Genomic DNA, 14539 nt, shown 5'->3' with positions numbered 1-14539 from the left:
TGGTGTCCGGTCAGGTGAAGGCAGGTTTGGAAAGGAAGCCACGCCCGGGGCGGCTCGTGGCTGTAGGCTGCACCATTTCCACCCGATGCGCCCGCCGAAGACTCAGCGCCAGCAACGCAAGTGCGGCAAGCCCCAGCGCGATGAGCGAGCCCCAGGCTAGCGATCCGCCGGATGGCCGCGGCTGATAGTCGGGCAAACGCTCGAAGTCCGCAGCGGTAAACGGGCGTTCCTCGAAGACATAGGGATAGTAGAAGTAGCGGATCCGCCGGTGGAGCGCGGCTATGCTGTCCTGGTAGGCGAGATGCGCCTGCAGATCGGTGTCGGCAAGGCGGTGCAGCAGCACTTGTGTGGAGACGGTCGGCAGCAGCCAGCCGACCCGCTCCGTCCACCGCTCCCTGGCGGCAAGGCTGGCGCGGTATTCCGCCACCTGCGGCGCGACTGCCTCGTCGCCGACCTGATGGAAGGCATAGTACCACTTCCAGTGGAAGCGGCCCGTTACCGGGGGTGTGTCCCGCCATTCGGGATGATTGACGAAGAACGCATCGAACGTTTCTTCCTTCGGCTTGTCCCAGGCTGCGTGGACGATTTCCCGCTGCGCAAGGCTCAGGTCAGTACCCCGAGCTGCGGGGATCGCAGAGTTGATCGCGCTCGTGGCGAGCGTGGGAGCGACCAGCGTCAGAACGATCCAGCAACCGAGCAGCGTGGCCGCTCCTCCGCCTGAACTGCGCACCAGCGCAGCGACCAGCAGGCCCAGGCCGGACCAGAAAGCCAGGTAAAGAGCTGCCACCAGCAGGCTCCCCGCGCCCAGCGTCAGCGGAGCTTGCGTGAGCATGAGCCCGAGGACCAGCGGAAGCGCGAGCGCTGCAAGAACCAGAAGATAGCGTGCGCCGAGCCGCCGCGCCCACAGGCCCCGCGCGCCCGGAAGCGACAGCAGCAGGCGCAGCCGCCCTGCCTCGCGCTCTCCGGCAACGAGATCGTGCAGCAACACGAGAACGGCGAGCGGTGCGAGGTAAATGAGGACGAACGCCCAGTCGAACGGTCCCGGCAAAGCGAGTTCGGCATTGATGTTCTCGGATTCGTAGAGCTGCGAATGCAATCCGAGCGTGCGCACGCGCAGGGTAAAGGGCTGGATGTCGCGCTGCCCGATTGCCGCAAAGGCGAGCGGCGAAGGGCGATCCCAGGTCAGGTAGAAAGTGTAGTAGGCACCGTAGCCGGCATCTCCATCCGGTTGGCCGTACACCCTGGCCACGGCGGCGAGATCCTGTGCGTGGGCCGCCTGTACCCGCTCGATCGCGGCGTTCTGCCGGTCAGATAGAGAGATGCCGGACCAGACCGCTAAAGCAGCGAGAAGGAACAGGAGAAAGAGCGCCGCCGCCGCGATGCGGGAACGCAACGTCAGCTTCAACTCGGCAAGAAAAAGGCTCATCGGGCGATCCTTTCGAGCCGGCGGGCAGCAAGGATCAGCAGACATGCAAGACCGGCCAGCCATGCGGCGAGAATGCCGAAGCTTTGCGCGATGCGCCCACCGGCATAAGCAAGCGGATTGGGTGCGACGTAGGCGAAGCCCGGCACCTCCAGCCAGTTGGAGGCATCGATCCGGGGATCCTCACCCGGGTTGACGGCCGGAATCTGCTCTGCCTGCATCCGATTGAGATGCTGGACGAAGCTGTAGCGGTAACTCTCAACCTGACTCAGAAAATCCTGGTGGTTGTCGAGATCGGTCCCGGCCAGCGTCATCGACAGCTGACGAACGGCAATCAGCGGGCTGGCCAAACCGAAGGTCCGCACAAGCGCGTTCTGCCGGTCCTCCCGCGCATTGGCGTCGGCAGCATAGCGGTTGAACAAGTCGGAGGTCAGCCGCTCGCCTTCCATTGCTACCAGTCCGGCATACTGAACCGGCAGGTCCTGCACGTCCGAGACGCCGTACCGCGCGAGCACTTCCATCTTGAAGTCGTTGAAATAGGGATCGTCGGGATCGTGGCTGTCGCCGATGGCCTTGAGATCGCGGCCGATGGCGACCTCCGTCTCTATCCGGGTGGGCAACGTCTGGCTCGCGGCCACCAGTTCAGGCAACCCGCGCGGCAGCAGCACGACTGTCACCATCCACAGCGCAACCAGCGCCAACAACGCATCACGCGCGCGGGGAACGAGAGCCGAAAGTACCAGCGCCATCAGCGTCCAGACAATCAGGTAAGCACAATAGCCCAGTATGATCAGCAGGGCCTGCGCGCTTGCCCCTGAACTCGCGGACATGATCGTCAGCGCCAGCAAGGCAGGCAACACGATTGCGCCGGCCACGGCTGCGTGCGCGATCAGCTTTCCGGAAACGATTTGTCGCGCGGAGATACCCTGCGCCAGCATCAGGCGCAGCGTTCCGCGCTCGCGCTCTCCCGCCAGCGCACGGAAGGCGAGGAAGATGATGAGCAGGGGGGCGAGTGTCTGCAGCACGAAAGCGGGCGTCAACTGACCGAAGCGCAGCATCAGCGACGACTGGCGCGCCTCCGCGAAGTTGGCGCTGTTCTGGCGGTGCCCCTCGAGGAACACCATGTTGCCCGTGTAAGCGTCCACTCCCGTGTCGAAGAAGGCAAGCGGAGCCAGCGGACGGAAGACATACTGACCGTAATGCACCATGCGGTGTGGGTGCCGGTCGGGCTGGTTATAGAACTGCTCGATCTGCTCCGACTGGTAGCGGGCTCGCGCTTCGTCGATAGCTTCATGCTTTTGCACGCTGGTAAACGTCGCCGTGATGATCAGCAGCAAAAGCAGAACACCAGCCACCAGGGCAACGCGGCTCCGGGCGAGCCAACGCCATTCCTCACGCGCAATCCTGACCGTCGCCCCGCTCATGCCGTCCGGCTTTCGCGCCGTTCGGAATAGCGCCGGAACAGGGCGTCTACGTCGAAGCGCGCGCCCCCGTTCGCCGCCACCTCTTCGTCCAGATGCCCTTCCCGCAGGAACCCGATCCGGTCGGCAACGGCGGCCGCGCTCAGCAGATCGTGGGTCGCCATCAGCGTAGCGATTCCCCGCTTGCGCGCGGCTTCCAGCAGGTCGTTGAACTCGGCCGTGGCGCGGGGATCGAGACCTGAGGTCGGCTCGTCCAGCAGCAGGACGGGCACGTTGCGGGCCAACGCGAGGGCAATCGCCACCTTCTGCCGCATTCCTTTCGAGAAACCGCCGACCCGCTGGCCGCGCGCGCTCGCCACAAGCCCGACATCATCCAGTGCCGGATCGATAACGCTTGTCCGGTGGCGGTTCGCGCCGGCAAGGTGCAGGAAATAGTCGATGTTCTCGTACGCAGAGAGGTGGTCGTACAACGCGACGCTTTCCGGAACGTAGGCGAGCGCCGCGCGCGCCTCGTCAGGCGCGGTCGATGGATCGATCCCGCACACCGAAGCGCTGCCCGATCCGGGGCGGACAAACCCCAGGAAGATGTTGAGAGTCGTCGACTTGCCCGCACCATTTCCGCCGAGCAGCGCGTAGATTTCCCCGGCGCCGACCCGAAGACTTAGATCATCAAGAACCCGGCGCGCGCCATAGCTGTGACGCAGGTGCCGGGCTTCAAGCACTGCATCTGCCGTTTCGGATTTCACCGATTCTTTCCCCAGATCGTCCAAACCAGGTGGCGGGATATGTTATGTGATATTATCACGCAAGAGCCCTCCAATTGAGAGGTGATATATCATAGCATTGACGAATGCCCGCTTTGGGCCAAGGGGACACGCCGCCACATGATATGGTATATCATGCGCGTATGGAGGGAGGGTTCGATGTTTCTTCGCCGACTGCTGCTCGCGGCAACAATGCTGTCTTTTGCTCCGCCCGCCCTGGCGCAGGAAGCTGCGGAAGACGCCGATCGTGCGGGTGATCAGGAGATCGTCGTTGCCGGCATTCGCCAGGCCTACCGGGGCGACTTCGGGATCCGGGAAATCCCGCAAGCCATCGGCATCATCGGCAGTGAACAGCTCGAAGACAACAACATCACCGATCTCACCGCCGCACTGGACCTCAATGCCTCAGTTGCCAGGCAGAACAATTTCGGCGGTCTATGGGACTCCTATGCGGTCCGCGGGTTTACCGGGGACACAAACCAGCCCTCCGGCTACTTGGTGAACGGTTTCAATGCCGGTCGCGGCTTCGGCGGTCCGCGCGACATAGCGGGCGTTGAACGGATCGAGATCCTCAAAGGGCCCAACGCCGCCTTGTTCGGGCGCGGCGAGCCAGGAGGAACGGTCAACATCGTGACGAAACGCGCCTTGTTCGGCAGCAACCGAGGGGAGGTTTCGGCAAGTTACGGCAGCTTCGACAGCGTTCGCGCCGATGCCGATGTCAATCTCGCGCTTGGCGAGACCGCCGCAGTCCGGCTGATCGGCTTTTTTGAGAACGCCGACAGTTTCCGGGACACCGTAAAGAGCGAGAGCTTTGGTTTTCTACCCTCCGTTGGCATTCGACTGGGCCCGGATACGGTCCTCAGCTACGATCTTGAACTGACCAGAAAGGAAGTGCCGTTCGATCGCGGCGTGGTCGCGATCGATGGCGAGCTTGGGCTCATCCCCAACTCGCGCTTCCTGGGTGAACCTGGAGACGGCCCGATGAAGGCCAACGCCACGGGTCACCAACTTCAGCTGCAACACGAGTTCAACGCTGACTGGACCTTCCTGGGCGGCGGAAGCTATCGCCAAACCAGCTTGGAAGGCTTTTCCTCCGACCCGGAGCTTGCCGCTTCGCGGCAGCCGCTCTTTCGCGATGGCCGATCGCTTGCACGGCAGCGTCGGTACCGCGATTACGATGCGCAACATGCGGTCCTTCGCGCAGAAGTTGCGGGCGATTTCAGCCTTGGTGGGTTACGCAACCGGCTGCTGATCGGTGCCGATTACGACCGGTTCGAGTATGACCAGTCCCTCCTGCGTTACCGCCCGCCGCCGCTAAGCAGCAACCCTACCGAGCAAGCATCCAACATCATCGATATTTTCCTGCCTGTTTACGGTCGTTTCCCGCTTCCGCAACTCGGCCCACAGACCGACCGTACCGACAGGCAGACGGCTTACGGCATCTATCTTCAGGATCAGATCAGCCTCACGGACAGTCTTCAGATCCGCATAGGTGGCCGGTTTGACGAGTTCTCGCTGCTGTCGCGCAACAATGCTTCGGGTGCCGCACAATCTCGTTCGTTCGATCGCTTCAGCCCGCAATTCGGCATCGTCTGGGAAGCCAGCCGGGCGCTGTCGGTCTATGCCGCCTACGGTGAAGGGTTCCGCTCAAACATTGGCGCCGACGCAGCGGGCCGCGTGTTTGACCCCGAGACGAGCAAATCCTTCGAAGTCGGCACCAAGTTCGCGCTGTTGAAAGGCGCACTTACCGGCACATTCGCCGCGTTCGAACTGCGCAAGGGAAATGTGCTTGCCGCCGATCCTGGAAATCCGGGTTTCTCGCTTCCGATCGGCGAAGCCGGAAGCCGCGGTGTGGAGCTCGACGTGCAAGGCCGGCTACCGCGTGGTTTTGAGCTTCTGCTGTCCTATGCCTTCATCGATGCGGAAGTGCGCGAGGATGTGATTGACTCCGACCTCGGGTTTGCAATCCTGGCCGGTGATCCGCTGCTCAATATCCCGCGGCATAATCTGAACGTGCAGCTCGCGAACGAGGTCAATGTGGCCGGTCGGCCGCTCCGCGTTGGCGCGGGCGTGCACCACGTTGGCGAAAGGCTGGGCGAGACCGGCGCGGATTTCCACCTGCCCGCCTACACTCTGGTACGCGCTTTCGCGAACTGGCGTCCCCATGAGCGGCTCGAGTTGTTCGCGGAAGCCAACAATCTCCTTGATGAGGTGTACTACCCGAGCAGCTACTCAGCTCTTTGGATCCAGCCTGGCGCACCGCGCACGGCCTCGGCCGGGGTGAGATTGCAGTTCTAGCGAAGGCGCCTGGCCATCTGTCTCCCTTGAGGGTTATCGTTTCTGCGCCCATATACCGGCAGATGGCCGCTTCTTCTCACACTCACCTGGCGCTGGACGACGCCGCGCTCATCACGGCCGCTCGCGATGCGATGGTTCTGGACGGCGAACAGTGGACCGCAATGCGGGAGAAGGTCTTCAAAGCGCTTGCCGCCGCTGCGCAGCCGGTCAGCGCCTATGACGTCGCCGAACGGCTGAGCGCGAGCGAGGGCCGCCGCGTGGCGCCGAACAGCGTATACAGGATCCTCGACTTGTTTGTGGCGCACAACCTTGCCCTCAGGGTCGAGAGCCGGAATGCTTACCTCGCCAACGTGCATCCCGGTTGCGTTCACGACTGCATCTTCCTGATCTGCGAGCAGTGCGGCGACACCGCGCATCTGGACGACGATGAAACCGCACGCATGGTTCGGCGCTCCGCCACGACGGATGGCTTTGCCGTGACGCGTCCGATCATGGAAATCGTCGGCCGATGCAGGAACTGCGCCACCTGAACGGGCGAAATCGTGGGAAGCGCGGTATAGAACGCGCTTTATCTCTCCCGAAACGAGATGCGGTATCATCTGAACTCTGGATGGGGTTACACGCATGAACCCGGGCAGTTCGCCGCCACGACTGCTTCATCCCCTTGGTAACAGCGCGCCAGCAAAAACCAGAATCCCCGCAGGAGCGAAGGCTCTTGCGAGGGTTTTTACGTGAGCTGTCTTGGCAAGAGAGAACGGAACACCGGGAGGACGATCGCTTTGTTCCGGGTGCCGCAAAGCGTGGCTGCAATGAACGGGATCAAACTGTTCCTGAATCTACTGCCCCTGCCCAACCCCCTCGTGCACCCGATATCTATCCGGTGCAGTTCTTCTGACGGTGCCCTTCCCTGCCGCGTCCTTGACGTCCCGATCAATCCCGATCAAGATCGACAGCCATCTGCGTCGGAGAAACAGGTAACACCTCGGGATCGCAGCGGCTTGGGTTTGCCTGGACGCAAGGTTGATCAAACCAGTTGCAGGGAGGCTGAATGGGCGCAGACAAAGAGCGGGAGCTGGATGGCAAAGTTGCGCTTATAACCGGTGCCGGAGGATGCATCGGGCGAAGCACTGCAGCGGTGCTGGCGCGTCGCGGTGCCCGGATTGTCGCGGTCGATCACCCGGCGGCCGATTTGTCGGCCCTCTCCGCCGCCCTACCGTCCGGCGTCAAGCCTATCCTGATCGAAGCGGACGTTACCGCCGAGGAGGACGTGCGCCGCTATGTTGCCAGCGCGCTCGCCGAAGCCGGTCGCATCGATATCTTCTTCAACAACGCGGGGATCGAAGGACCCCAGGCTGCGATCGCCGACTATCCGGTTCGCGACTTTCGCAGGGTCCTGGACGTGAACGTGGTCGGCGTGTTCATGGGGCTGCAGGCGGTGCTGCCGGAGATGGTGCGCCAGGGGTCTGGATCGATCATCAACGCATCTTCGATTGCAGGCATGATCGGGGCGACCAACATGGCTGGCTACATCGCGTCGAAACATGCGGTGCTCGGCCTTACCCGTGTGGCGGCACTGGAAGGCGCGGCGGCGGGCGTGCGCGTCAATTCCGTGCATCCGGGCTTTATCGAAAGTAGGATGTTGAGCGACATCGCGGTCCGGCTCGGCAGCGAAGCATCAGCGCTTGCGGAAACGGTTCCAGCACGCCGGCTGGGCACGCCGGAGGAGGTCGCCAACGCCGTGGCCTTTCTGGCATCCGACGACAGCAGCTACATGAACGGAGCCTCACTGGTTCTCGACGGGGGTGTTACCGTAGGCTGACAATGGCGCCGCTGAGGACCACTGTCAGAGCAGCCGCACCTCGCGACCGGAGAACGTCAGGTTCCTTCTCCCAGGCGGTGCCCCAGCGCACCGATCCTCGATTTCCGCCAGAAACGGAAGCGAGCTTGAAAGCGGACCGATGCGTCCCTCAGCTGCGTTCTGCGGTTTTCATGGAACCAGTCCGTGACTGTCCTATCGCTCGCGTGCGCACTGCTTTCCGTTCGAAAGAATACTCCTGAAGCTCGTTCACGGACGCATCCTCTCACAGGTACTCTGCGACACCAGCTTCGGCACACAGATGCCGTCCGGGGGGGCGTCCATCCCATAAGAAAATGCCGCCGCCGGCAAAAACAAAGATTGCTGATAGACACTCTGACAACGTTGTCTTACGCTGCTGGAATCAGCCCTTCGAAGAAGAGGGAGAGTCACGGGGGATTTTGTGCCTGCTGTCGTGAAGTACTCTTCACGACCTACCAAGACGCGCCCTCCGTTGAGTAAGAATAGACCCGCCGCAGGACGGACGGGCTGCAGGAGGAATGAAGATGAGGGTGTCACCGAATTCTGTTCGATGCGGTAGCAGCATTATGGTTCTGACGCTGGCGCTCTGCGCACCAGTTACTGTGCACGCGCAGGCTACTCTTCCCGAAAAGGCGGGAACCAGTCCGGAATCCCTACCTGAGGATGAGCCGAGCGTCGCCGAGGACGTGTCCGAAAGTCAGCTGCAGGATCTTCCCCCGAACGACCTCGACGATGACACCGCTGGCGGCGAAGCAGCCAACGAGATTGTCGTCACCGGCACCAACATTTCCGGCGTGGAGAACGTCGGCAGTGAAACCTTGCGCCTCACCCGCGAAGACGTGCTCGCCACCGGCAAGTCGACCGTGGCCGAAGTGCTTCGCACTCTGCCGCAGGTGCAGACTGTGTCCGGCGGCTTCGGGCAGGGCACGCCGAACGGCGGCGGCGCCACGCGCGGGAACGCGATCAACCTGCGCGGCCTCGGGCAAGGCGCGACCCTGACGTTGGTGGACGGGCACCGGGTAACGCCGTCAGGTACAGCGTCGGCCTTTACGGAGGCTAACCAGGTTCCGCTGGCGGCGGTGGAGCGGATCGACGTGATCGTCGACGGCGCATCCGCGATCTACGGATCGGATGCTATCGCGGGCGTGGTCAATTACGTGCTGCGCAAGGACTTCGAAGGGCTGGAACTGGGCGGCCGCTACACCTTCGGTGATTTCGACAACGACGAATGGGCGCTTTCAGCCACTGCGGGCACGTTCTGGGATGTCGGCGGCAACAGCGGTAACATCCTGCTTTCCTACGAACATAGCGATCGCAGCACTTACCTGCGCGGGTTGAACCCCCGCCTGCGAGAGGACCAGCGCCCCTATGGCGGGATCGACAACCGCATCACCTTCGCGTCGGGCCCATTCGCCGCGTTTCCCGCGGGAAGCCCGGGGCTGAACGGAAACGTGCTCGTTCGCTACCCCGGCGGGGCTGTAAACCCCGGATTTCCCCAAGGTGGCAGCTTCGTCTACTACACCCTGCCGGAAAACCCGACGGGCGCGCCCCTTACTGCCGCCGACCTGCGGCGGGTGGACGTGAACTGCGCCGCACCCGCGGCCTGCACCGATTACCCGAACGTGACGGATGCCTCATATGCGACCGACTACATCGGTGCCCAGACCCGCGACCAATTGGCCGTCTTCCTGAACCAGGACCTGGGCGGGATCTCCTTCTACGATGAGTTCTTCTACACCCGATCCAAGCAGAAGACCCGGCCCGGTCTGTTCGGCGGCGGCGCAACCAACGGCACCCCCGTGGTCCGCGTGGCGCCGGACAACCCGAACTACATTCCAGGGATCGCCGACGGCACGCTGGTGGTCCAGATGAACCTTGCGGCTCGCGGGCTGGAATTCGTCAATGACAACCCCGAGGAATCCTTCAACAACACCTTCGGCGCGCGCGCCCGGTTGTTCAGCGACTGGTCTGGCGAGGCTTACTATACCTATGGCCAGAACGAGGCCTGCGGTATCTGCTACCTCGGGAATTACATCTCATTTGAAACCAACGCCGCCGCGTCCATCTTCGGCGAGCCGATCCTGGGCCTGGGACTGCAGAGCGCGATCCAGAACGCCGTCGATTCCGGCTTGATCAACCCGTTCAGCACCGCGCCGATCAGTCAGGAGGCCAAGGACTACATCCTTGGCACCAATTCCCAGTATTCGCAGAACTACAGCCACGACGTGGTGGTGAAGTTCGATGGATCGCTGCTGGAAATTCCTGGCGGCACGATAAAGGCGGCGATCGGGGGCGAATACTATTACGGCATCCAGAAGCTGCAGAACGGCGCCAACCGCCCGCCGGATGCAGGCCCGGTGTTCACGCCCGATGCCAACGCCCGCACCACGCGGGAACAGTACGCGGCATTCGGAGAATTGTACCTGCCGCTGATCGGATACGACATGGACGTCCCGCTGGTGCAGGAATTCATCGTCAGTGCCGCGATCCGGTACGACCAATATTCCGATTTCGGATCGACCACCAACCCGAAGGTCAGCGCTACCTGGGAGGTGTCGGACGATCTTTCGTTCCGGGGGTCCTACGGCACATCCTTCCGCGCGCCCGGCCTGCCCGAGCTGAACGCGGGCGTGTTTTCCGTGGGCCTCGGCTTTGCCAATGCGGTCGCCCCCGGCATCACCGGGGTGCCGCAGACGTGCGACAACGGCAATTGCACGGTCAACACGCTCTACATCATCGGCAACAACCCCAACCTTCAGGCGGAAAAGGGTACCAACTGGCAGCTGGGCGTGGACCTTACCCCCCGGGCGATCCCGGGCCTGCGCGCATCGGCGACCTATTACAACATCACGTATGAGAACAAGCTGGGCGCCACCGGCGTCCCGGCAAATCCGTTCACCTCTGCGGAAACGTACAACCAGTTCCAGGGACTGGTTATCCCGCTGGACCCCCCCGCCGGCTGCGTGAACAGCGATCCATCGACATACGACCCCGCGCTGCTGGAGTACCACGATTTCCTCTACGCGGCGGCGATCACCTACCAGCCGCGCAACTACTGCGGCCTGCAGGCGGTCGTGGACGGGCGCACGGTCAGCGCGGCCGAAGCCTTCCAGGACGGGATGGACTTCAACCTTCAGTACACAACCAGCACCGGACCGGGCACGTTCGACCTTGGGGCAAACGTCAACCTGATCCTGAACAGCACGCAAGTGACCACACTAGGCGGGCCGGAAGTCGATATCCTCGACACGTTGGGCAACCCGATCAGCGTGCGCGGTCGAGGCAACATCGGCTACCGGCAGGGCATCGTCTTCGCCACGTTGTTTGCGAACTACACCGGCGGATACAGCAACAACCAGCCGCTCTCCGTCCTCGGAGTGATCCAGCCGGAAACGGAGATCGGGTCCTGGACCACTTTCGATCTGTCGGTCGGGGTAAACCTGCCCGAGGACAGCTGGAGGGCACTTGGGGGGACGCGGGTTTCCCTGAACGTGACCAACTTGTTCGACAACGATCCGCCCGTGGTGCTGACGAGCGGGATCGAGGATTCCTCGATCGATCTTTATGCACACAATGCGCTTGGCCGTTTCGTGCAGCTTCAGGTTACAAAGGCCTTCTGATCATGCTGCCGCCGGCGACTGCGCCGGCGGCACGTTCCGCCGCCCGAAAGGGTGGCCTCTTACAGGAGAACGCCCGTGTCTCGCTTTTCCCTTCGTCGCGCAGCCGGACTGCCCTCGTCACTGCTGGCCGGTTTGTGTGCTGCAGCTCTCGCCCCGGCCCCCGCTTCCGCACAGCAGGTCAGTACGCAGCAAAGCTGCCGTCCACAGGGCATGTTCGCCACTTACGATTTCACCTCGGTCGAAGTGCTGCCGGATCAGCGCGTGACCTTCCGCCTTTGCGCGCCTGAGGCGAACGATGTGCGCGTGGTCAGCACCGACATTGCCGACGTGATCCCGATGGGGTTTCCCCCCGGCACGCCGGTAGGCCTGCCGATGACCAAGAACAGCGCCGGCTTGTGGAGCGTCACCACCGCAAAGCCGGTGCCGGCCGATACGTACCGCTTCAATTTCCAGGTCGATGGAGCGCGGGTGCCCGACCCGCTGGCAACCGAATTTTCCGCCGAGCGCACCGGCATCAATTCGCTGTTCGAGGTCAAGGGACCGGAAGGCGCGTTCCAGACCTTCCAGAAGGACGTGCCCCACGGCGCGATCAGTGAGGTTGAATACTGGTCCGACAGCATCGGGGCGAAGCGCCGCGCCCATGTCTACACGCCGCCCGGCTACATGAAGGGCGATGGCTCGTACCCGGTGCTCTACCTCGTCCACGGGGCGGGAGACAGCGACGATAGCTGGAGCACGGTGGGCCGCGCGAACTACATCCTCGATAACCTTATCGCCGCTGGTCAGGCGAAGCCGATGATCGTGATCATGCCCTTCGGCCACACCCCGCCGCGCGCCGGGCAGGACATGCTGAACAACAACGATTTCGGCAACGACCTGATCAGGGACCTCATGCCCTACGTGGACGCGAACTTCCGCACGCTCACCCAGCCGGAGAATCGGGCGATGGCGGGTCTCTCCATGGGCGGAGCGCACACTATCCGTAACGGCCTCACTCACCCCGAATTGTTCGACCACATCGGTATCTTCTCAATGGGCCTAGGCGTCGGCGGCAACGGCGACCAGGTGGCGCAGTACACGGCGGAGAACGACGTTGCGTTGCGGCGGGCGGCGCAGGATCTCGACCTCGTCTACTACGCGATGGGCAAGGACGATTTCCTCTACGGAACCGTTGCGCCGACTCGCGCAATGCTGAACCGCTACGGCATCAAGCACGTCTACAATGAAAGCTCCGGCGGCCACACCTGGATCAACTGGCGGCGCTACCTCGCCGACTTCGCCCCGCGCCTGTTCCACTGACCCAAGACGGGAGAGATGGCATGCCTCGCTGGACCACGCGATCCGCATCGCGCGTGGAGCCGGTCTAGCGAGCGCCGCCGGCCCCTCGCCGAGTGACGCTCCGCCGGGTCGTTCCCCAGCCCCTTCCCCGCTTCTCCCGCAGCGAAAGGCGACATGCGCGACATATGCCAGGTACTGGGCCTGCCGCAGGCGGGCCGCGGCTCGGACGGCCCGCGAGGTGCTGTCCGTTCAGTGCGAACCGCTCTCCGTTTGACGCAGTTGACCCTGAGGCAATCCGACCTTCCACCCACGAGAGCTTGTCACTCGGCCAAAGCGGCCGAGGGGCGCTGCTGGTAGGTCTTCCTGTCGACGAGGTGGCGTTCGGAACTGGAGTGGTTGTGGAAGGGAACGTGGAGCGAAGCGAACTTCTGGAGCGCCTTCATTCGCCTGAACCGCAACATCGTTCGCTCTCGCCTTCGGAACGGCAGGTGCGAGTTCTCGCCCCGGTTGTTCGCCCAGCGGCCGGCTCCCTGTTTCTGCTCGCATCCGAGCCCGGTCAGGGCTGCTTTGTTGGAGCGCAGCCCGTCCGTGGTGATCGCCTCCACTTTGCCGTGCCCGCTCCATCGCCTTGCCAATGAACCGCAGGGCAGCGGCTTTGTCCCTGACTTCGTGACGTCGCTTTCCAGGACTTCACCTCCGGATCAACAGCGGACCAGAGGGTAGACCATCTCGCCGTTCAAGCGGACGTACATTTCATCAAGGTGCAGACGCCTGTGTCCGAAGTCGCGCATCCGGTTGATCCGCTGGCGTCGGATGTCGCCTGCAAACAGCGGGCCTAACCTGTTCCACCTGAAGCGGACCGTCTCAGGTGAGATGGCGATGCCCGTCCGAACAGGAGGTCCTCCACGTTCCTGAGGCTCAGCGGAAACCGTACATACAGCATCACTACGAGGCGGATCACCTCGGGCGAAGAGTTGAGATACCGGAAGGGACTGGCTGGCTTACGCGGGCGGGCATGCCCCTCGCCTACCGCACATCCTCAGCAGGTGCATCACGTTCGACAGCACCCTCAAGGTCATCATCGCCGACATCAACGTACCCGGTAGAAGCTAATCTTGATTGAGCTGGGGGAGCCACCTTCTTCTCCACCCGGCCCGGCCTCAAGCACGCCCACAAACGGCGATCGGCCGAGCCATTCGTACTTTCCCAAAGGCGGCTCGAACGTGGCTTGCGTTCGCACCACCGCGGGCTCGCCTCCCTCAGTCGGACAGAGAACGGCTTCGTTAACAACGTTGATGATTGCCTCGTCGTCGGTTTTGATGAAGTAATCAGCGACGAGTTCCTTGCAGCCGTCCGGCCGTACGAGCTGCCAATCCCATCCGCCGGGGAGAACCGTGCCCCTGATCCCCGGACCCTCAACTGTCCCCCCTGTGATCGGGATGATGAAGCGCTCTCCGCGAGTAGTATTTCCAACAGAGATCGCGTCGGCGAGGGTGACTGTTTCGGTGAAGGCGAAGTCGAGGGAGGGAGGCTGCTGCGCCGCCGCTGGCGCCGCCACAAGACAGGCCCCGCCCGCCACTATTGAAGCGAACCGCTGCAGAACCTTGTCTCCCTTGATCATCGCTGTCTCCCTTCGTTTCTGTGACTGGCTTATTTCATTTGTTGAGCAGGCTAACGCGTTGCGTTCCGATGCAACGTCGCTTTCAAGGAGCCCAAGCTGACACGGCAGCCAGGTAGGCCGCAGTTTCGTCGGACGCGGCCTGATTGCCGGGCGGAAAGTGACTCAACTTGACGACCACTGTGCGTGTTTTCGGATCCACGTAGATGTACTGGCCCTGCAGGCCGACAGCGGAATAGGCGGTGTCGCCAAAGGTCCACCACTGCATGCCATAGCCGTC

General features: G+C 62.9%; 9 protein-coding genes and 2 pseudogenes. 5 read left to right on the top strand and 6 right to left on the bottom strand.

Annotated elements, in window-relative coordinates; all coding sequences use genetic code 11:
- Window positions 1–10 precede the first annotated feature (10 nt).
- From ELY13_RS12625 to ELY13_RS12615, 3 genes are read right to left on the bottom strand one after another with little or no spacing between them, the layout of a single operon-like run.
- On the bottom strand, window positions 11–1426 hold the full coding sequence (locus tag ELY13_RS12625) for a DUF3526 domain-containing protein (RefSeq protein WP_126174283.1): 1416 nt from the start codon (window positions 1424–1426) through the stop codon (window positions 11–13).
- Complete coding sequence (locus ELY13_RS12620) at window positions 1423–2847, bottom strand: ABC transporter permease (protein WP_126174282.1); 1425 nt, start codon at window positions 2845–2847, stop codon at window positions 1423–1425. The genes ELY13_RS12625 and ELY13_RS12620 overlap by 4 nt, the downstream gene beginning before the upstream one ends.
- Complete coding sequence (locus ELY13_RS12615) at window positions 2844–3590, bottom strand: ABC transporter ATP-binding protein (protein WP_126174281.1); 747 nt, start codon at window positions 3588–3590, stop codon at window positions 2844–2846. The genes ELY13_RS12620 and ELY13_RS12615 overlap by 4 nt, the downstream gene beginning before the upstream one ends.
- Window positions 3591–3824: 234 nt before the next feature.
- Here ELY13_RS12615 and ELY13_RS12610 point away from each other — a divergent pair, with 234 nt between their 5' ends.
- The 5 genes from ELY13_RS12610 to ELY13_RS12590 all read left to right on the top strand — a co-directional run bounded on the left by ELY13_RS12610 (window position 3825) and on the right by ELY13_RS12590 (window position 12662).
- Window positions 3825–5906 (top strand): TonB-dependent siderophore receptor, encoded by a 2082-nt coding sequence (locus ELY13_RS12610; RefSeq protein WP_478212956.1) that lies wholly within the window; start codon window positions 3825–3827, stop codon window positions 5904–5906.
- A 62-nt stretch (window positions 5907–5968) separates the two neighbouring features.
- A complete protein-coding gene (locus ELY13_RS12605; protein WP_126174280.1) occupies window positions 5969–6436 on the top strand; it encodes a Fur family transcriptional regulator in 468 nt (155 codons plus the stop codon).
- A gap of 518 nt (window positions 6437–6954) precedes the next feature.
- Window positions 6955–7725: an SDR family NAD(P)-dependent oxidoreductase gene (locus ELY13_RS12600; protein WP_126174279.1), complete on the top strand. Its 771-nt coding sequence runs from the start codon at window positions 6955–6957 to the stop codon at window positions 7723–7725.
- Window positions 7726–8309: 584 nt separating this feature from the next.
- Window positions 8310–11363 (top strand): TonB-dependent receptor domain-containing protein, encoded by a 3054-nt coding sequence (locus ELY13_RS12595; RefSeq protein WP_164549801.1) that lies wholly within the window; start codon window positions 8310–8312, stop codon window positions 11361–11363.
- A gap of 210 nt (window positions 11364–11573) precedes the next feature.
- A complete protein-coding gene (locus tag ELY13_RS12590) occupies window positions 11574–12662 on the top strand; it encodes an alpha/beta hydrolase-fold protein (protein ID WP_126174277.1) in 1089 nt (362 codons plus the stop codon).
- Window positions 12663–12961: 299 nt separating this feature from the next.
- On the opposite strand, the pseudogene ELY13_RS15695 reads toward ELY13_RS12590, so the two are convergent.
- The 3 genes and pseudogenes from ELY13_RS15695 to ELY13_RS15200 form a co-directional block, all read right to left on the bottom strand.
- Window positions 12962–13602, bottom strand: a pseudogene (locus ELY13_RS15695) (IS6 family transposase).
- 129 nt (window positions 13603–13731) lie between these two features.
- The gene (locus ELY13_RS12580; RefSeq protein ID WP_126174276.1) at window positions 13732–14262 is read right to left on the bottom strand and encodes a DUF3237 domain-containing protein; all 531 of its coding nucleotides are present in this window, start codon (window positions 14260–14262) and stop codon (window positions 13732–13734) included.
- 82 nt (window positions 14263–14344) lie between these two features.
- Window positions 14345–14539: pseudogene (locus tag ELY13_RS15200) on the bottom strand (serine hydrolase); the annotation flags it as partial.

Source organism: Altericroceibacterium xinjiangense, assembly GCF_003958635.1.
Classification (GTDB): Bacteria; Pseudomonadota; Alphaproteobacteria; order Sphingomonadales; family Sphingomonadaceae; genus Altericroceibacterium_A; species Altericroceibacterium_A xinjiangense.
The sequence above is the reverse complement of the archived record's forward strand: the minus strand, read 5'-3'. Positions and strand labels throughout refer to the sequence as shown.

What these genes read in the sequence shown, in the direction of transcription:
- ELY13_RS12590 (WP_126174277.1), top strand. Translation starts at nt 11,574, where the DNA reads ATGTTCGCCACTTACGATTTCACCTCGGTCGAAGTGCTGCCGGATCAG.
- ELY13_RS12580 (WP_126174276.1), bottom strand. Translation starts at nt 14,262, where the DNA reads ATGATCAAGGGAGACAAGGTTCTGCAGCGGTTCGCTTCAATAGTGGCG.
- ELY13_RS12600 (WP_126174279.1), top strand. Translation starts at nt 6,955, where the DNA reads ATGGGCGCAGACAAAGAGCGGGAGCTGGATGGCAAAGTTGCGCTTATA.
- ELY13_RS12620 (WP_126174282.1), bottom strand. Translation starts at nt 2,847, where the DNA reads ATGAGCGGGGCGACGGTCAGGATTGCGCGTGAGGAATGGCGTTGGCTC.
- ELY13_RS12605 (WP_126174280.1), top strand. Translation starts at nt 5,969, where the DNA reads ATGGCCGCTTCTTCTCACACTCACCTGGCGCTGGACGACGCCGCGCTC.
- ELY13_RS12625 (WP_126174283.1), bottom strand. Translation starts at nt 1,426, where the DNA reads ATGAGCCTTTTTCTTGCCGAGTTGAAGCTGACGTTGCGTTCCCGCATC.
- ELY13_RS12595 (WP_164549801.1), top strand. Translation starts at nt 8,310, where the DNA reads ATGGTTCTGACGCTGGCGCTCTGCGCACCAGTTACTGTGCACGCGCAG.